This window comes from Mycobacterium sp. pW045 (assembly GCF_041287085.1).
Taxonomy (GTDB): Bacteria; Actinomycetota; Actinomycetes; order Mycobacteriales; family Mycobacteriaceae; genus Mycobacterium; species Mycobacterium algericum_A.
The window spans coordinates 49,182-66,059 of record NZ_JBGGKU010000006.1 but is presented as its reverse complement, the minus strand read 5'-3'; the positions used below and the strand labels follow the sequence as shown (position 1 = coordinate 66,059).

Here is a 16,878-nt window from a genome sequence, read left to right as displayed (position 1 = left end):
GTCCGCCGTGCACAATGTCGGAATGCCCCACTCCAACCCGATATCCGCATGGAAGGCACTCAAGGAGGGTAACGAGCGCTTCGTCGCCGGCGAACCCCTCCATCCCAGCCAGGACGTCGCGCGGCGCTCGGCGCTGGCCGGCGGCCAGACGCCGACCGCGGTGGTGTTCGGCTGCGGCGACAGCCGGGTGGCTGCCGAGATCATCTTCGACCAGGGCCTCGGCGACATGTTCGTGGTCCGCACCGCCGGTCACGTCATCGACTCCGCGGTTCTGGGCTCGATCGAGTTCGGGGTAGAGGTGCTCGACGTGCCGCTGATCGTGGTGCTGGGGCACGACAGCTGCGGGGCGGTCAAGGCCACCTTGACGGCCCTCGACGACGGTGTCGTGCCGGGCGGCTACCTGCGTGACATCGTCGAGCGGGTGACACCGTCGATCCTGGTGGGCCGGCGGGAAGGCCTCAGCTGCGTCGACGAATTCGAAGCCCGCCACGTCAACGAGACGGTGACGCAGTTGGCCGGGCGTTCCAGGATCATCGCCGACCAGATCGAGACGGGGCGGCTGGCGATCGTCGGCGCCACCTATCACCTGGCGGACGGCCGGGTGCAGACCCGCAATCACCTCGGCGACATCGGCGAAGAGTCGTAGCTCTCCCGGGGGCATCTTGGTCGGCCGGGCAACCGGCGGGGCCCGAATACTCGGGCGAGGTCACAATGCGGCAACGACACGCCGTGAAGGGTCGGACAACTCGCAGTGAGCTCGTCCTACCGTGAGAACGTGATCGATTTAGAACCGCAGGGTCCGCTGCCTTCGCAGATCTACTGGCGACGCCGGGGACTGGCGCTGGGCATCGCGGTCGCGGTGATCGCGGTGGTGGCGGCCATCATCTTCGCTGTCGTGGACAGCAGCGCGGGCGCTGAGAACGCCGACGGGAAGAAGACGACCGCCACCCAGCAAGCCAAGCCGCCGGGCGCGCCGGCCGAAGAGGCCAAGACGCCCGTCGTGCCGCCCGCCGAGGAGGCTCCTCCGCCGGTCCCGACGCCGACCGCGGCGGTGATCCCGCCGCCGGTGCTCAAGGAGGGCGACGACTGCCCCGACTCGACACTGGCGGTCAAGGGCATCACCGGGCCGCAGTACACGGTGGGTGAGCAGCCGCAGTTCACCATGGTGGTCACCAACATCGGCCTGGTCGCCTGCAAGCGGGACGTGGGGGCAGCGGTGTTGGCCGCCTACGTCTACTCGCTGGACAACCAGCGGCTGTGGTCGAACCTGGACTGCGCGCCGTCGAACGAGACCCTGGTGAAGACCTTCGATCCCGGCGAGCAGGTGACGACCACGGTGACCTGGACCGGAATGGGTTCAGCGCCGCAATGTCCGCTGCCGCGACAGCCGATCGGTCCGGGCACCTACAACCTGGTGGTTCAACTGGGCAATCTGCGGTCCGCGACGGTGCCGTTCATGCTGACCGAGCCCGCGCCGGACGGCCCGCCGCCGCCGATCGACCACCTTCCGATGCCGGAAGCGCCGCCGGGCAACTAGATCGCCCGGTCGGGCGTCAGGATCGAAGCAACCGCGGCGGCGCGGGCCGCCCCGCGCCATGGTCGGCGATGTCGACCAGGTGGTGAAGCGCCGCAACGATATTGGCGGCCGCAACCGTGCGCAGCCCGCCCACGCTGGCCGGGGCGCCGGGAGGCGTCAGCGCGGTGGTGAACCCCAGCCGGGCAGCCTCGGCCAGCCGGCGGTCCATCCCGCTGATCGGGCGCAGGTCGCCGGCCAAGCCCACCTCACCGACCACCACCGTGGTCGCCGGCAGCGGCAGCCCCGCGTAGGCCGATGCCAGCGCGATGGCGACGGCCAGATCCGTGGACGGATCGGTCAATCGCATACCGCCCACCGTGGACAGGTAGATGTCGGCGGCCCCGACCGGCAGCTTGGCGTGCTTGTCGAGCACCGCGGTGATCATGGCGGCGCGCGCGTGGTCGATGCCGCTGACCGCCCGGCGCGGCGACCCGCCGGCCGGGTTCGCCAGCAGTGCCTGCACCTCGCCGATCAACGGCCGTTTGCCGTCCAGCGCGACGGTGATCGCGGTGCCGGGCACCGGTTTGCTGCGCTGCTCCAGGAACAGCCCGGACGGGTCGGCGACCCCTTCGATGCCGCTGTCGCGCAGCAGAAAACAGCCCACCTCGTCGGTGGCCCCGAAGCGGTTCTTCACGGCCCGCACCATCCGCAGCACCGAATTTCGGTCGCCGTCGAAATGCAGCACCACATCGACGAGGTGTTCCAGCGAACGCGGGCCGGCGATGGCACCGTCCTTGGTGACGTGACCGACCAGGATCAGCGCCACGTCGCCGGCCTTGGCGGCCGCGGTCAGCGCGGCCGTGACAGCACGCACCTGGGTGACCCCGCCGGCCACCCCGTCGGTGTCGGCGGCGGCGATGGTCTGCACCGAGTCGACCACCACCAGCGTCGGCCGGACCGCCTCGATGTGGCCCAACACGGTTTGCAGGTCTGACTCGGCGGCCAGGTAGATCTCGTCGTGGCTGCAACCGGTGCGTTCGGCACGCAACCGGATCTGCCCGCCGGACTCTTCTCCGGAGACGTACAGTGCCCGCCGCCCCGCGAGCGCCCAACGGTGGGCGACCTCGAGCAGCAGCGTGGACTTTCCCACGCCTGGGTCGCCGGCGAGCAAGGTGACCGAGCCGGAGACCACCCCGCCGCCGAGCACCCGGTCGAGTTCGGCCACACCGGTCTGCTGGTGGCGCGCGCTACCGGGCGCGATGGAGCTGATCGGGACCGCGGGCCGGGCCGGTGCGGCCGGCCGAAGACCGTTCGGCGGTGCCGTCGACTCCGCCACTGGGTCGATGCCGCCCCAACTACCGCACTCGGGGCAGCGGCCCAGCCATTTCGCGCAGGTGTTCCCGCACTCTGAACAGCGATACAGCGAACGCGCCTTGGAGGTTCTGGCCACCCGCTGACGGTATCCGCTGGGTCCGACAGCGAGCGCCGGCGACGCGGTCGGTCAGTGGTGCGAAAGTACGCCGGCCGAGATCGGCACGGCCATGCGGACGGGGCCCGCGTTTTTGAAGTCGAACGTGAAGTCGTAGGTCAGCCCGTTGGAGATCGGCTTGTCCAGCGTTACCGTGGCCGCTGCGGTGCTGGCGTTGCTGACCTCGGACAGCGCCTTGGAGGCGGGCGCCGTGGGCAGGTCCGGGCCGGCCGGGGCGCTGACCACCAGGACGCCGCCGGCGGGCACCGACCTGCCGCCGACCACCGACACCTTCCCGACCGAGCTGCTGATCCCGGTGAGTTCCTCGCCGGTGTCCGTCGACTGGTTGGTGGCGACGAACACCAGGTCGACCGTCTGGCCGGCCTCCAGCGCGTCACCGTCCTGCTCCGCCAGGATGCGCACGTCACGCAGTGCCAGATCCCCGACGGTCGCCGAAGTGCCGTTGACCGCGGGCGCCTGGTCGGCGGACTGGGAGATCTGGCCGGTACCGCAACCGGCGAGTGCCGCGGCGACGGCCAACGCGGTGACGACCCTGTTGAACCGGTTCACTTGAGGCCTCCTGCTCGGCGCGGCGGTTTGTGACTATGCACTGTAGTAGCACGCTTACAGCGGCGGTAGTTCAGGGTTGGGGCTCGCGCGAGCGGGTGCCCAGCGGCGTGATCGAGCGCCCCGAACCGGCCCATCGTGGTCCACGTCATGCATGGTTTGACCGTGCTGTCAAGCCCCCGCCCGGGGCTGCGATGCCCCTGACCTGCACCGTTGTTCGTCCGGTGTCTGAGCGACGTGTTAGGATGGGGTAGCGAAAGGGGCTCAAATCAGATGATCTTTAAGGTCGGAGACACCGTCGTATATCCACACCACGGTGCAGCGTTAATCGAGGCGATTGAAACCCGGACCATCAAAGGCGAGCAGAAGGACTATCTGGTCCTGAAGGTGGCGCAGGGCGACCTCACCGTTCGAGTTCCCGCTGAAAATGCAGAATATGTCGGCGTGCGCGACGTGGTCGGGCAGGAGGGCCTCGACAAGGTCTTCCAGGTCCTGCGCGCCCCGCACACCGAGGAGCCGACCAACTGGTCGCGTCGTTACAAGGCCAACCTGGAAAAACTCGCCTCCGGCGACGTGCACAAGGTGGCCGAAGTGGTTCGCGACCTGTGGCGTCGCGACCAGGAGCGCGGCCTGTCCGCCGGTGAGAAGCGGATGCTGGCCAAGGCGCGCCAGATCCTGGTCGGTGAACTGGCCCTGGCCGAGAACACCGACGATGCCAAGGCGGAGACCATCCTCGACGAGGTGCTGGCCGCGGCCTCCTGACCACCGGAGTATCGGTGGCAAGCACAGTTGCCGTGGTTCCGGCCGCGGGCTCGGGGGTTCGACTCGGCGCCGGGATTCCCAAGGCGTTCTTTCTGCTCGGCGGGCAGACTCTGGTCGAGCGCACCGTGGCGGTCTTGCGGGAATCCGGCGTCGTCGATCAAGTGGTGGTCGCGGTACCGCCGGACCGCACCGACGAGGCCAAACTGATCCTGGGCAGTAAAGCCATGGTCGTGGCCGGCGGCGAGAACCGCGTCGATTCGGTTCGCCTGGCGCTGGCCAGCGCCGGCGAACCCGACTTCGTATTGGTCCACGATGCCGCACGACCGTTGACTCCGGTGGCACTGGTGGTCCGGGTGGTCGAGGCGCTGCACGGCGGGCACCGGGCGGTGGTTCCCGCGCTGCCGGTGCCCGACACCATCAAGGCGGTCGACGCCAACGGGGTGGTGCTGGGAACCCCGGAGCGAGCGGGGCTGCGAGCGGTGCAGACACCGCAGGGCTTCGCCGCGGACCTGCTGTTGCGCGCCTATCAGCAGGCCGGCGCGGGCACCCAGTTCACCGACGACGCGTCGATGGTCGAGCACATCGGCGGCCAGGTCCAGACCGTCGACGGCGACCCACTGGCCTTCAAGATCACCACCGCGTTGGACGCGGTGCTCGCCGAGGCGGTGCTGAACCGGTGAGCGGGCTGCCGCGGGTCGGGGTGGCCACCGATGTGCATCCCATCGACCCGGGGCGGCCCTGCTGGCTGCTGGGTTTGCTCTTTCCCGACGCCGACGGCTGCGCCGGGCACTCCGACGGCGATGTGGCCGTACATGCGCTGTGTGACGCGCTGCTGTCAGCGGCAGGGTTGGGGGACCTGGGCACGGTGTTCGGCGTCGACGAGCCACGCTGGGCCGCGGTAACGGGGGCTGTGATGCTCGACCATGTGCGCGGGTTGCTGATCGACAGCGGATTCACGGTCGGCAATGCCGCGGTGCAGGTCATCGGGAACCGGCCGAAGGTGGGGCCGCGCCGCGCCGAGGCGCAACAACTGCTGTCGGAACTGCTGGGGGCACCGGTATCGGTGTCGGCGACCACCACCGACGGGCTCGGGCTGACCGGCCGCGGTGAGGGTTTGGCGGCGGTCGCTACCGCGCTGGTGGTGCCGGGCTAGTTCGGCTCGGCGGGGTCTAGCAGACGCCGAAGATGCCGCCGATGATGCCGCAGGCGATCTCGCCACCGACGTTCACGCCGGTTTCGGCGGCGATTCCCGGCAGCTCGCCGCCCAGGCTGGCGGCAAGGTCGCCCGCGGTGTCGGCCGCGGCCTGGCCGGCCAGATCCGCGACCGCCTGGCCAGCGGCGTCGGCCGTGGTGTCGGCGATGTCGGCCGTCAGCATGCTGCCGGCGTCGGTGAGAGCACCCGTCAGCACGTCAGGGTCGAGGGTCAGGTCGAGATTGGCCAGGTCACTGGCGATCGGAGCCGCCAGGCCCCAGGCGTCGGTGGCCGCCGCCGAACCGGCGAAATCGGTAGCCGCGGCCGCAGCGGCCTCCGCACCGGTGGACGGGGCTCCGCCGGCGAGAGCGGTCACACCCGACATCAGCATCGGCGCGAGCATCATGGGGGCGTACATCGCCATCATCGGGCCCATCATCGCCATCGAGCTGCCGATGGAGGTGGCCATTGAGCTGGTCGTGGTGGCGCCGGCGGTGGTGGCGGTCTGACCGGCCTGCTCGACCTGATCGGCCTGCTGCTGCTGCAGTTGCTCGTGCTGCGCCTGCTGGGCTTCCGCGGCTAGCTGGGCGGGGTCGGGCTGCGGGGTCGGCTCATCGGCGTAAGCCAACCCTGTACCCGCGATTGTGGCCGCAGCCAGGAGCGCACCGGAGACTGCCACCAGACGTTTACTCACTGCCGCAATATATGCCACCCGTCACCACCTGTCCACCGATGCGGTCATGAGTATCGATTCCTGGGAAATACCTGGTAGAGGCGGTCGCGCCGGTCGCCCACCACCGGCCCGGTAAGCTGGCCCGTCGTGACCGATCGCCCCAGCCTGCGACTACACGACACGGCAACCGGCGCCGTGCGTGACTTTGTCCCGCTGCGGCCCGGTCAGGTGTCGATCTACCTGTGCGGCGCGACCGTTCAGGCGCCGCCACACATCGGCCACGTCCGCAGCGGGGTGGCGTTCGATGTGCTGCGCCGGTGGCTGACCGCCCGGGGCTACGACGTCGCCTTCGTTCGCAACGTGACCGACATCGACGACAAGATCCTCACCAAGGCCGCCGCGGCCGGCCGGCCCTGGTGGGAGTGGGCCGCCACCCACGAGCGGGAGTTCACCGCCGCCTACGACGCGCTGGGCGTGCTGCCGCCGTCGGTCGAACCGCGTGCCACCGGCCACATCACCCAGATGGTCGAGTTGATCGAGCGGCTGATCGAGTCGGGGCACGCCTATACCGGCGGCGGCGACGTGTATTTCGACGTACTCAGCTATCCCGAATACGGTCAGCTGTCCGGTCACAAGATCGACGACGTGCACCAGGGCGAGGGTGCGGCCACCGGTAAACGCGACCCGCGTGACTTCACGCTGTGGAAAGGCGCCAAGCCCGGCGAACCCAGCTGGCCGACGCCCTGGGGCCGGGGCCGCCCCGGCTGGCACCTGGAGTGCTCGGCGATGGCTCGGACCTACCTCGGTGCTGAGTTCGACATTCACTGCGGCGGAATGGATCTCGTCTTCCCGCACCACGAGAACGAGATCGCTCAGAGTCGTGCCGCCGGTGACGGGTTCGCCAACTACTGGCTGCACAACGGCTGGGTCACCCTGGGCGGCGAGAAAATGAGCAAGTCGCTGGGCAACGTGTTGTCGATGTCGGCTGTGCTGCAACGGGTTCGGCCCGCCGAACTGCGCTACTACCTGGGCAGTGCGCACTACCGCTCGATGCTGGAGTTCTCCGAGACCGCCCTGCAGGACGCCGTCAACGCCTACGTCGGCATCGAGGACTTCCTGCACCGGGTGCGCAGCCGGGCCGGTGCGGTGGCCGTCGGCACCTGGACGCCCCGGTTCGCCGCCGCCCTCGACGACGACCTCTCGGTGCCGATTGCGCTGGCCGAGGTACATCGGGCCCGCGCGGAGGGCAATCGGGCCCTCGACGCGGGTGATCACGACGGCGCGCTGGCATCCGCCGGTGCCATCCGCGCGATGATGAACGTGCTGGGCTGCGACCCGCTCGACGAGCGGTGGGAATCGCGCGACGAGACCTCGGCGGCACTGGCGGCGGTCGACGTGCTGGTGCGTGCCGAACTGCAACGCCGGGAAACTGCTCGCAGCGAACGGGATTGGCAGTTGGCCGACGAGATCCGCGGCAGGCTCAAAGACGCCGGCATTGACGTCACCGACACCGGGGACGGCCCGCAGTGGTCGCTGCTGCTCGATGGGGCGGGCTAGATGGCCGGCAACTCCAGACGCAAGGGTGCGGTGCGCAAGCCCGGGACCAAGAAGGGCCCGACCGTCGGTTCCGGCGGGCAGCGGCGTCGCGGGCTCGAAGGACGCGGCGCCACACCGCCGGCGCACCTGCGCGAGTATCACCCGGCCGCGAAAGCCGCCAAGCGCGCCGCCAAGCAGCGCGCCTATCGGACCGCCAAGCGCACCGACGAGAGCGAAACCGTACTGGGCCGCAACCCGGTGCTGGAATGTCTACGGGCCGGGATCCCGGCCACCGCGCTGTATGTCGCACTCGGCGCCGAGGCGGACGAGCGTTTGACCGAATCAGTAACGAGGGCAGCCGATTCCGGGCTGCCGATCCTGGAGGTCCCCCGGTCGGACCTGGACAAGATGACCACCAACGGCCTGCACCAGGGCATCGCGCTGCAGGTGCCGCCGTACAACTACGCGCACCCTGACGACCTGCTGGCCGCGGCACGGCAGGATGTCGCGCCCGCGCTGCTGGTTGCGTTGGACAATATCTCCGACCCGCGCAACCTCGGCGCCATCGTGCGGTCGGTGGCCGCATTCGGCGGTCACGGCGTGCTCATCCCGCAGCGCCGGTCCGCGTCGGTCACGGCGGTCGCCTGGCGCACCAGTGCCGGTGCGGCGGCCCGTATCCCGGTCGGGCGCGCACCAAACTTGACGCAAACCCTCAAAGGGTGGGCGGACCGCGGCCTGCAGGTGGTCGGGCTGGACGCCGGCGGTGACACCGTGGTCGACGAGTTGGACGGGACGGGACCGATGGTGCTGGTGGTCGGCTCCGAGGGTAAGGGCTTGTCCCGGCTGGTCCGGCAGAACTGCGATGCGATCGTGTCGATTCCGATGGCCGGGCCCACCGAGTCGCTCAACGCGTCGGTGGCCGCCGGGGTGGTGCTGGCCGAGATCGCCCGCCAGCGACGGTGATCCGTCGCGCTGCTGTCGCGATGGCGGCTGCGGCTGCGGTGCTTGCCGGATCCCCGGTCGCGGCGCAGCCGGCGAGTTTCGATCTGCAGGCGCATCGCGGCGGGCGCGGCGAGACCACCGAGGAGTCGCTGCGCGCGTTCGCCAAGGCGATCGAAGCTGGGGTCACCACACTGGAACTGGATATCGTGCTGACCCGGGATGCCCAGCCGCTGGTCTGGCACGATCGGGTGATCGAGCCCGCCAAGTGCGCCGATACCGGTCCGGTCGTCACCAAAGACCCCGACTATCCGTACCTGGGCAAGCGGGTGGCCGACCTCACCTTGGCCCAACTGCGCACCCTGGACTGCGGTCAACCGCTGCCGGAGTTCCCTGATGCGGAAGTGGTGCGCGGCAACGTGATCGCGACGCTTCCCGAGGTCTTCGCCCTGGCCGACTCCTACCGCTCCGACGTGCGCTACAACATCGAGACCAAGGTCGACGGCGGCAACCAGCGGCAGATCGTCGAGGTGATCCTGGCGGCGGTGCGGGCCGGTGACAAGCTCGACGCCGTCGAGATCCAGAGCTTCGACTGGCGCACCCTGTCGCTGGTGCGCGCCGCCGAGCCGGCCATTCCGCTTGTCGCGCTGTGGGAACGGGGACCGGACCCGATCACCGGCGCCGCGGCCGTCGGTGCCGACGTGGTGGCCCCGGAGCATCGGATCGTCGACCGGGCCTTCGTCGAGCGCGCCCATGCCGCCGGGCTCAGGGTCATTCCGTGGACCGTCAACGATGCCGACGCGATGCGCGAGCAGATCGCCGCGGGGGTCGACGGGTTCATCACCGACTACCCGAGTCGGGCACGTGAGGTGCTGGCCGAGTCCGGTATGCCGCTGCCGCCTGCGACCGGCTAGGCGCCCAGCAGCCGCGCACCGGCCCACAGCGCCAGCACCGCGGCCAGCAGGGTCGGCGGAACCGTGCACAGCCCCAGCCGGGTGTACTCGCCGACACCGGCCCGGACGCCATAGCGGCGCAGCACCCGGCGCCACAACAGGTTCGACAATGAGCCGGCATAGGTCAGGTTGGGGCCGATGTTGACCCCGATCAGCACCGCCAGCACCGCCACCGGGCCGGCGGGTGCCACCAGTGGCGCCAACACCAGCGTGGCGGGCAGGTTGTTGACCAGGTTGGCCAGTATCGCGGCCACCGCCGCCACGCCGAGCAGCGCGGCGAGCCCAGCGCCCGCCGGCAGCAGCGCACTCATCCGGTCGCCCAGACCGTTGTCCACGACGGCGCGTACCACCACACCGAGGGCCAGCACGAACACCAGAAAGCCCGCGTTGGCGGCCCGCAGGATGCCGGCGGGGGTGCTGCGCCGCAGCACCAGGCCGCGTCCGGCCAGCACAGTGGCGCCGGCCACCGCCGCCCACGCCGGCGCCACGCCGAACGTCTCGGCGACCACGAAACCGGCCAGCGTCAAGCCCAGCACCACCAACGCGAACACCGGGACCGGTGGTGGCGGGCCGGCCCGCAGATGCTCCGGCGTCGCGCGCAGATCGGCGCGGAAGAACCACCTGAAGATCAGGTAGACGACCGCCGTCGCAACGAGCCACGGCGCCGCCATCAGCGCGGTGAACCGCACGAACGACAGGCCGGTCGCCTGGAAGGCCAGCAGGTTGGTCAGGTTGGACACCGGCAGCAGCAGGGACGCCGTGTTGGCCAGATGCGCGGTCGCGTAGGCGTGCGGGCGCATCGGCGCGCGGCGGCGCCGGACCATCGTCAACACCACCGGGGTCAGCAGCACCACCGTCGCGTCCAGGCTCAATACCGCGGTCAGGCAGGCCGCGATGACGAAGACCCGGCGCAGCAGGTGCTGCGGCGGCCCGACATCGGCGCGGGCCATCGCCGCCCCGGCCGCCTCGAACAGCCCCTCGTCGTCGCAGAGTTGTGCCAGCACCAGCACCGCACCCAAAAACGCGACGACGTGCAGCAGCGTGGCGACTTCGGCTGCCGCGTCGTGCACCGAGATCGCCCCGGTCGCAATCAGGATGGCCGCGGCCGGCACGGCCGCGAACAGTTCCGGCCAGCCCCGCGGCCGGGCCACCGCGAAGCCCAGCACCACAACGAGCAGCAGCAGTGCGAGTATCGGATTCAGCGCCACGGGTCTTCGCGCCGCCACACCGTGGGAAGGTGCAGCGCGACGCCGTCGGCCTCGGCCAGCTCACACAGGATCCGCATCGAGAAATCCAGATCGTCGCCGGCGTAGGGCAACGCGCGCAACGGCTTTGACAGTGGCCGGAAGAAATCGTCCCAGTGGGTCAACACGACCGTCTTCGCACCGACGGTGCGCACCGTCTCCGACCAGTAGTCGACGAGGTACTGGCGCGGTTGCAAACCGAGTTGGCCCACACCCAGGTACACCACCTCGGCGCGGTGCCCGGCCAGCGCGCCGGGAACGAACCCGGCGCTGCCGACGATCAGCAGGCCCCGCCCCGAGGGCCGGTGGGTCACCAGCGCCGACCACGCCTCACCGCACTTGTAGGCCGACGCCTTGACCGGCGGGACCACCGCGGTGGTGATGACCCCGGGGAAGCGGTCCGGCGGGCAGTGCCGTGACTCGACCAGGGTGACGTCGTAGGCGCCCAGCGTGATGGGTGCCCCCGCAACGGCGACGATCAACCGATCGTCCGAGAGCCCTTGGCCGCGGCCGATATTGGCGGCCGAGAGGCCACCCACCAGTGCTGCACCGGTGCGTTCGGCTACCACCGCCGAGTCCAGCGCGTGATCGATGTGGGTGTGCAGGGGGATCACTGCGGCCAGCTCCCGCGCCCCGGCCCGGGCCAGGCAGCCGTCGATGCGAGCGGCCGACGGCGACACCTTGCGCAATGCCACCCGGGTCAGACCCGGACGCGAGAAGTAGCCGTCGGTCATCAGCGCCGACGACCCGTCGTCGATCAGCATGCTGGTCACGCCGAGCCACGTCACCCACAGCGGTGCGTCCGGCGCCGCGGCCGGGACGGTGAACCGGTGCGCGTACCTGCCGATGTCGGGGCGGCCGACTTTGAGACGCATCGGCGGGGCCGGGTCAGACCTTGGGGCTGTCGTCGTCGCCGATCAGCAACCGCACCGCCAGGTCCAGTCGCGTGGTGAAGTCGGTCGCAGACGCCCGCCGGGTCAGCCAGGCGAGCAGGTTGGACAGCCACACATCGGAGATGACCCGCGAGATGTGGTACTGCTCCTCGGTCGGCTCGCCGTCGCTCATCGCCTCGGCGAACATCGAGTCGATCAGCTTCTGGACGTGGTCGACCTCACCGGCGGCCGACGCGTCGGCGAAGACGTATGCCCGGGTCATGGCCTCGGTGAGCAGCGGGTTGCGCTGCATGGCGCGGTTGAGTTTGTTGACCACGAGGTTGAGCCGCTGATGCCGGGTTGTTTCGGCGTAGGTGGCCGGGTCGGGCTTGGTCTCGACCCGTGCGATCTCCCTGCCCATCGCCGAGACCAGCAGGTGGACCTTCGACGGGAAGTACCGGTAGAGGGTGCCTACGGCGACGTCGGCGCGGTCGGCGACCGCACGCATCTGCACCGCGTCGTAGCCGCCCTTGGAGGCGATCGCCAGCGTGGCGTCCAGGATGCGCTTGCGCCGTTCCCGCTGCGCCTCGGAACCGAGGTCGGACTCGGTCAGCACGGCCACGCTGGTGACCTCGCGGGGCTGGGTGCCGGCTCCGCGGCCCGGGTTGCTGTCGGCTGGTGACGACATGAGAGGGGCAGCTCCTTCAGTTGGCCTACTCGCCAGTAACGATACGCATCGGGTAGCTGAATCTCTGACTCCCAACACCGGCGGGACGTGACGTGTCCTGCCACAAGGGTTCGACTTGACGTTCGGACGCTGGCACTATTAGAACACGTTCTAGTGAGCGTGGTGGTCTTCTCGCCACGGAAATTCCATACCGCCATGACCCCGAGGAGTCCAGCGTGTCCCTGACCATCGACGACGAACAGCTTGCCGCCCGCGAGCTGGTCCGTGACTGGGCCGCCGCAGCGGGCACCGCGGAGGCGATTCGCGCCGTGGAACTCGGCGAAACCGACGCCTGGAAACCGGTTTTCGCCCGGCTGGCCGAGTTGGGTCTGTTCGGGGTGGCCGTCCCCGAGGAGTGCGGGGGCGCCGGCGGCCGGCTCGAAGACCTGTGCGCGATGGTCGACGAGGCCGCCAAGGCGCTGGTGCCAGGTCCGGTGGCGACCACCGCGCTGGCCACCCTGGTGGTCGCCGATCCGCAACTGACCGAAGCCCTGGCAGTCGGTGAGCGGGTCGCCGGGGTTGCGATCGACGCCGACCTGCACTTCGACGCCGCGGCCGGGAAGGTCTCCGGTACCGCCGAGTGGGTGCTGGGAGCGACCGCTGACGCGCTGCTGGTGCTGCCGGTCGGGCAGGACTGGGTGCTGGTGGATTCCCGGGCCGACGGGGTCGCTGTCGAGCCGCTGATCGCGACCGACTTCTCCCGACCGCTGGCGAAGGTGACGTTGTCGGACGCGCCGGCCGTAATTCTGGAGTCGGGCGGCCGCGTGGAGAACCTGGCGGTCACGGTGCTGTCCGCCGAGGCGGCCGGTGTCGCTCGCTGGGCACTGGACACCGCCGTCGCCTATGCGAAGGTCCGTGAGCAGTTCGGCAAGCCGATCGGCAGCTTCCAGGCCGTCAAACACCTGTGCGCCGAGATGCTGTGCCGTGCCGAACAGGCGGCGGTGGCGGCGGCCGACGCGGCTCGCGCCGCCTCGGACTCCGATCAGCAGCAGTTCGCAATCGCCGCCGCGGTGGCCGCCGCGATCTGCATCGATGCCGCCAAGGCCAACGCCAAGGACTGCATCCAGGTGCTCGGCGGCATCGGCATCACCTGGGAACACGACGCCCACTTGTACCTGCGTCGGGCCTACGGCATCGGCCAGGCGCTGGGCGGACAGGAGCGCTGGCTGCGCCGTACCACCGCGCTGACCCGGGCCGGGGTGCGGCGCCGGCTGGAGGTCGACCTCGACGACACGGCGAGCGACATCCGGCCCGAGATCGCCGAGGCGGCGGCCCGGATCGCCGCGCTACCCGAGGAGCAGCGCCAGGTGGCGCTCGCCGAATCGGGCCTGTTGGCGCCGCACTGGCCGGCCCCCTACGGCCGCGCCGCCGGCCCCGCCGAGCAGCTGGTGATCGACCAGGAGCTGGCCGCGGCCGGTGTCGCGCGCCCCGACCTGGTGATCGGGTGGTGGGCGGCGCCGACCATCCTCGAGCACGGCACGCCCGAACAGATCGAGCGCTTCATCCCGGCCACCCTGACCGGCGAGGTGTTCTGGTGCCAGCTGTTCTCCGAGCCGGGCGCCGGCTCGGATCTGGCGGCGCTGCGAACCAAGGCGGTCAAGGTCGACGGCGGCTGGCGACTGACCGGGCAGAAGGTGTGGACCTCGCGGGCGGACGACTCGCAGTGGGGCATCTGCCTGGCCCGCACCGACGCCGACGCGCCGAAACATAAAGGCATCACCTATTTCCTGCTCGACATGTCCGCCGAGGGCATCGACATCCGGCCGCTGCGCGAGATCACCGGTGATGCGCTGTTCAACGAGGTCTTCCTCGACGACGTGTTCGTGCCCGACGAGATGGTGGTCGGCGGCGTCAACGACGGCTGGCGGCTGGCCCGCACCACGCTGGCCAACGAGCGGGTCGCGATCGCCGGTGGCACCGCGCTGGGCAACCCGATGGAGGAACTGCTGAAAGCCCTGTTCGGCGGGCAGCACGATCGGGAACCGGATACCGCCACCGCCGACCGGCTGGCTCGGCTGATCATCGCCGCCCAGGCGGGTTCGTTGCTGGATCAGCGCATTGCGCAGCTTGCCGTCGGCGGCCAGGATCCCGGCTCGGAGTCCTCGGTCCGCAAGCTGATCGGGGTGCGCTACCGCCAAGACCTGGCCGAGTACCGGATGGAGGTGGCCGACGGGGCCGGCGCCGTGGCCGGGCGCCCGGTGCACGACTTCCTCAACACCCGCTGCCTCTCGATCGCCGGCGGCACCGAACAGATCCTGCTGACGCTGGCCGCTGAACGGCTGCTGGGGCTGCCGCGCGGGTAGCTTCCCGGCACTGCGGGTACCCCCCTGTCGGAAACGCAGCCGACGAACGGAGTGGTGGTGCCGGGCCGAATCGAGGTCGATGGCGTTACGCCGGTTGTGTCCTGCGGCAGGTATCCCGCCAAAGCCGTGGTGGGCGAGGTGGTACCGGTCGAGGCCGCCGTCTGGCGCGACGGACACGATGCTGTCGCGGCGACCTTGGTGGTGAGCTACCTCGGTCGCGACTACCCGGCACCCCCGGGTCCGCGCGGGCTGGACCAGGAGGCCCCGGAGGGCCGTGCCGCATGCCCGCGAACCGAGCCACTGCTGGTAGCGATGACGGCCGGTGCGCAACCCTACGTTTTTCATGGTCAGTTCGTTCCCGACCAGATCGGGTTGTGGTCGTTTCGGGTCGACGGCTGGACCGATTCGATCCGCAGCTGGCGCGACGCGGTGCTGGCGAAGCTCGACGCCGGCCAGGGCGAAGCCGAGTTGTCCAACGATCTGTTGATCGGCGCCGAGTTGTTCGACCGTGCCGCCGCGACGGTACCGGTCGGCAGCCGCCGGCCGCTGTCGGTCGCCGCCGCCGCGTTACGCGACCCCGGCGATCCGCTGACCCGGTCGGCGTCGGCGTTGTCGGACGACGTCGCCGAGCTGCTCGGCCGCTATCCGCTGCGTGACCTGCTCACCCGGGGACGCCAGCAGCTGGTCTGGGTGGATCGGCCGCTGGCCCGCTTCAGCGCCTGGTATGAGATCTTCCCGCGCTCCACCGGCGGCTGGGACTCGGCAGGAAACCCGGTGCACGGCACGCTGGCCACCGCGGCAGCAGCGCTGCCGCGCATCGCCGGGATGGGGTTCGACGTGGTGTACCTGCCGCCGATCCACCCGATCGGAAAGATTCACCGGAAGGGCCGTGACAACAGCGCTGTCGCCGAGTCGGGTGACGTCGGTTCACCGTGGGCGATCGGCAGTGACGAGGGTGGTCACGACGCGGTGCACCCCGCCCTGGGGTCGCTCGATGATTTCGACCGCTTCGTCGCCCGGGCACGCGAGCTCGGTTTGGAGGTGGCCCTCGACCTGGCGTTGCAGTGCGCGCCCGATCACCCGTGGGTTCGCCGTCATCGCCAGTGGTTCACCGAACTGCCCGACGGCACGATCGCCTACGCCGAGAACCCCCCGAAGAAATACCAGGACATCTACCCACTGAACTTCGACAACGATCCGGCCGGCTTGTACGCCGAGGTGCTTCGGGTGGTGCAGCACTGGATCAAGCACGGAGTCAAGGTGTTTCGGGTCGACAATCCGCACACCAAGCCGCCCGACTTCTGGGCGTGGCTGATCGCGAAGGTGAAGGCCGCCGATCCGGACGTGGTGTTCTTGTCCGAGGCGTTCACCCCGCCGGCACGCCAGTACGGCCTGGCCAAACTCGGTTTCACGCAGTCCTACACCTACTTCACCTGGCGCACGTCCAAGGCCGAGCTCGTCGAATTCGGCGACGAGATCGCCGAACTCGCGGATTTCCGCCGTCCGAACCTATTCGTCAACACACCGGACATCCTGCACGCCAGCCTGCAACACCACGGTCCCGGCATGTTCGCGATCCGGGCGGTGCTGGCGGCGACGATGGGCCCGTCGTGGGGGGTGTACTCCGGTTATGAGTTGTTCGAACACCGAGCCCTGCGTGAAGGAAGCGAAGAATACCTTCACTCGGAGAAATACGAGTTGCGGCCACGCGATTTCGCCACCGCCTTGGAGCAGGGCCGATCGCTAGAACCGTTCATCGCGCGACTCAACGCCATTCGCCGCAGTCATCCCGCGCTGCAGCAACTACGAACCCTGCACTTCCACCATGTCGACAACGATGCGCTGTTGGCATACAGCAAGTTCGATCCGGTGAGCGGCGACACGGTGCTGGTCGTGGTGACGCTGAACGCGTTCGCCGCCGAGGAGGCGACGCTGTCGCTGGACATGGCGGCGTTGGGAATGCAGTCCTACCAGCGTTTCTGGGTGCGTGACGAGATCAGCGGGGAGGAATACCAATGGGGACAGCAGAATTACGTACGACTCGACCCGGGCCGCGCGGTCGCCCATATCGTCAACATGCCGGTGATGGGCGCCGGCGTGCGAGCCGGCCTTGAGTGAGGGGAAGG

Annotated in this window: 16 protein-coding genes; 10 read left to right on the top strand and 6 right to left on the bottom strand. The window is 69.8% G+C overall.

Annotation, left to right across the window (positions count from 1 at the left end):
• Positions 1 to 22 precede the first annotated feature (22 nt).
• Together ACAG20_RS11240 and ACAG20_RS11235 are read left to right on the top strand one after the other, a co-directional pair.
• A complete protein-coding gene (locus ACAG20_RS11240; protein WP_112688096.1) occupies positions 23 to 646 on the top strand; it encodes a carbonic anhydrase in 624 nt (207 codons plus the stop codon).
• A gap of 129 nt (positions 647 to 775) precedes the next feature.
• On the top strand, positions 776 to 1,537 hold the full coding sequence (locus ACAG20_RS11235) for a hypothetical protein (protein WP_370492570.1): 762 nt from the start codon (positions 776 to 778) through the stop codon (positions 1,535 to 1,537).
• A 16-nt stretch (positions 1,538 to 1,553) separates the two neighbouring features.
• On the opposite strand, the gene radA is transcribed toward ACAG20_RS11235, so the two are convergent.
• Both radA and ACAG20_RS11225 read right to left on the bottom strand, forming a co-directional pair.
• Positions 1,554 to 2,966 (bottom strand): DNA repair protein RadA, encoded by a 1,413-nt coding sequence (gene radA / locus ACAG20_RS11230; protein WP_370492569.1) that lies wholly within the window; start codon positions 2,964 to 2,966, stop codon positions 1,554 to 1,556.
• Between the two features lie 51 nt (positions 2,967 to 3,017).
• Entirely contained in the window at positions 3,018 to 3,554 is a 537-nt protein-coding gene (locus tag ACAG20_RS11225) for a hypothetical protein (RefSeq protein ID WP_370492568.1), read from the bottom strand.
• 270 nt (positions 3,555 to 3,824) lie between these two features.
• Here ACAG20_RS11225 and carD point away from each other — a divergent pair, with 270 nt between their 5' ends.
• Genes carD through ispF form a run of 3 tightly spaced genes read left to right on the top strand, consistent with a single transcriptional unit; the run spans position 3,825 to position 5,466 of the window.
• The gene (gene carD, locus ACAG20_RS11220; RefSeq protein ID WP_013830798.1) at positions 3,825 to 4,313 is read left to right on the top strand and encodes an RNA polymerase-binding transcription factor CarD; all 489 of its coding nucleotides are present in this window, start codon (positions 3,825 to 3,827) and stop codon (positions 4,311 to 4,313) included.
• 14 nt (positions 4,314 to 4,327) lie between these two features.
• Positions 4,328 to 4,993, top strand: coding sequence for a 2-C-methyl-D-erythritol 4-phosphate cytidylyltransferase (ispD, locus tag ACAG20_RS11215; RefSeq protein WP_370492567.1), 666 nt, complete (start codon positions 4,328 to 4,330; stop codon positions 4,991 to 4,993).
• Positions 4,990 to 5,466, top strand: coding sequence for a 2-C-methyl-D-erythritol 2,4-cyclodiphosphate synthase (gene ispF / locus ACAG20_RS11210; RefSeq protein ID WP_370492566.1), 477 nt, complete (start codon positions 4,990 to 4,992; stop codon positions 5,464 to 5,466). Before ispD ends, ispF begins: the two co-directional genes overlap by 4 nt.
• 16 nt (positions 5,467 to 5,482) lie before the next feature.
• On the opposite strand, the gene ACAG20_RS11205 is transcribed toward ispF, so the two are convergent.
• Positions 5,483 to 6,199: a hypothetical protein gene (locus tag ACAG20_RS11205; protein WP_370492565.1), complete on the bottom strand. Its 717-nt coding sequence runs from the start codon at positions 6,197 to 6,199 to the stop codon at positions 5,483 to 5,485.
• A 126-nt stretch (positions 6,200 to 6,325) separates the two neighbouring features.
• On the opposite strand from ACAG20_RS11205, the gene cysS reads away from it, so the two are divergent.
• Genes cysS through ACAG20_RS11190 form a run of 3 tightly spaced genes read left to right on the top strand, consistent with a single transcriptional unit; the run spans position 6,326 to position 9,567 of the window.
• Positions 6,326 to 7,735, top strand: a complete 1,410-nt coding sequence (cysS, locus tag ACAG20_RS11200) for a cysteine--tRNA ligase (protein ID WP_112684853.1) — start codon at positions 6,326 to 6,328, stop codon at positions 7,733 to 7,735.
• A complete protein-coding gene (gene rlmB / locus ACAG20_RS11195) occupies positions 7,736 to 8,677 on the top strand; it encodes a 23S rRNA (guanosine(2251)-2'-O)-methyltransferase RlmB (RefSeq protein WP_370492564.1) in 942 nt (313 codons plus the stop codon).
• 20 nt (positions 8,678 to 8,697) lie between these two features.
• Positions 8,698 to 9,567: a glycerophosphodiester phosphodiesterase family protein gene (locus tag ACAG20_RS11190; protein WP_370492563.1), complete on the top strand. Its 870-nt coding sequence runs from the start codon at positions 8,698 to 8,700 to the stop codon at positions 9,565 to 9,567.
• On the opposite strand, the gene ACAG20_RS11185 is transcribed toward ACAG20_RS11190, so the two are convergent.
• From ACAG20_RS11185 to kstR, 3 genes are read right to left on the bottom strand one after another with little or no spacing between them, the layout of a single operon-like run.
• Positions 9,564 to 10,814: an ArsB/NhaD family transporter gene (locus ACAG20_RS11185; protein WP_370492562.1), complete on the bottom strand. Its 1,251-nt coding sequence runs from the start codon at positions 10,812 to 10,814 to the stop codon at positions 9,564 to 9,566. The two genes, ACAG20_RS11190 and ACAG20_RS11185, sit on opposite strands and share 4 nt — an antisense overlap.
• The gene (locus ACAG20_RS11180; protein ID WP_370492561.1) at positions 10,805 to 11,725 is read right to left on the bottom strand and encodes an MBL fold metallo-hydrolase; all 921 of its coding nucleotides are present in this window, start codon (positions 11,723 to 11,725) and stop codon (positions 10,805 to 10,807) included. Before ACAG20_RS11180 ends, ACAG20_RS11185 begins: the two co-directional genes overlap by 10 nt.
• A 13-nt stretch (positions 11,726 to 11,738) precedes the next feature.
• A complete protein-coding gene (kstR, locus tag ACAG20_RS11175) occupies positions 11,739 to 12,344 on the bottom strand; it encodes a cholesterol catabolism transcriptional regulator KstR (protein ID WP_370492754.1) in 606 nt (201 codons plus the stop codon).
• A gap of 281 nt (positions 12,345 to 12,625) precedes the next feature.
• Between kstR and ACAG20_RS11170 the strand changes: the two genes are divergently transcribed.
• Complete coding sequence (locus ACAG20_RS11170) at positions 12,626 to 14,752, top strand: acyl-CoA dehydrogenase family protein (RefSeq protein WP_370492560.1); 2,127 nt, start codon at positions 12,626 to 12,628, stop codon at positions 14,750 to 14,752.
• A gap of 51 nt (positions 14,753 to 14,803) precedes the next feature.
• A complete protein-coding gene (locus ACAG20_RS11165; protein WP_370492559.1) occupies positions 14,804 to 16,870 on the top strand; it encodes an alpha-1,4-glucan--maltose-1-phosphate maltosyltransferase in 2,067 nt (688 codons plus the stop codon).
• The last annotated feature ends 8 nt before the right edge of the window (positions 16,871 to 16,878 follow it).

What these genes read in the sequence shown, in the direction of transcription:
- ACAG20_RS11190 (WP_370492563.1), top strand. Translation starts at nt 8,698, where the DNA reads ATGGCGGCTGCGGCTGCGGTGCTTGCCGGATCCCCGGTCGCGGCGCAG.
- ACAG20_RS11240 (WP_112688096.1), top strand. Translation starts at nt 23, where the DNA reads ATGCCCCACTCCAACCCGATATCCGCATGGAAGGCACTCAAGGAGGGT.
- ACAG20_RS11180 (WP_370492561.1), bottom strand. Translation starts at nt 11,725, where the DNA reads ATGCGTCTCAAAGTCGGCCGCCCCGACATCGGCAGGTACGCGCACCGG.
- rlmB (WP_370492564.1), top strand. Translation starts at nt 7,736, where the DNA reads ATGGCCGGCAACTCCAGACGCAAGGGTGCGGTGCGCAAGCCCGGGACC.
- carD (WP_013830798.1), top strand. Translation starts at nt 3,825, where the DNA reads ATGATCTTTAAGGTCGGAGACACCGTCGTATATCCACACCACGGTGCA.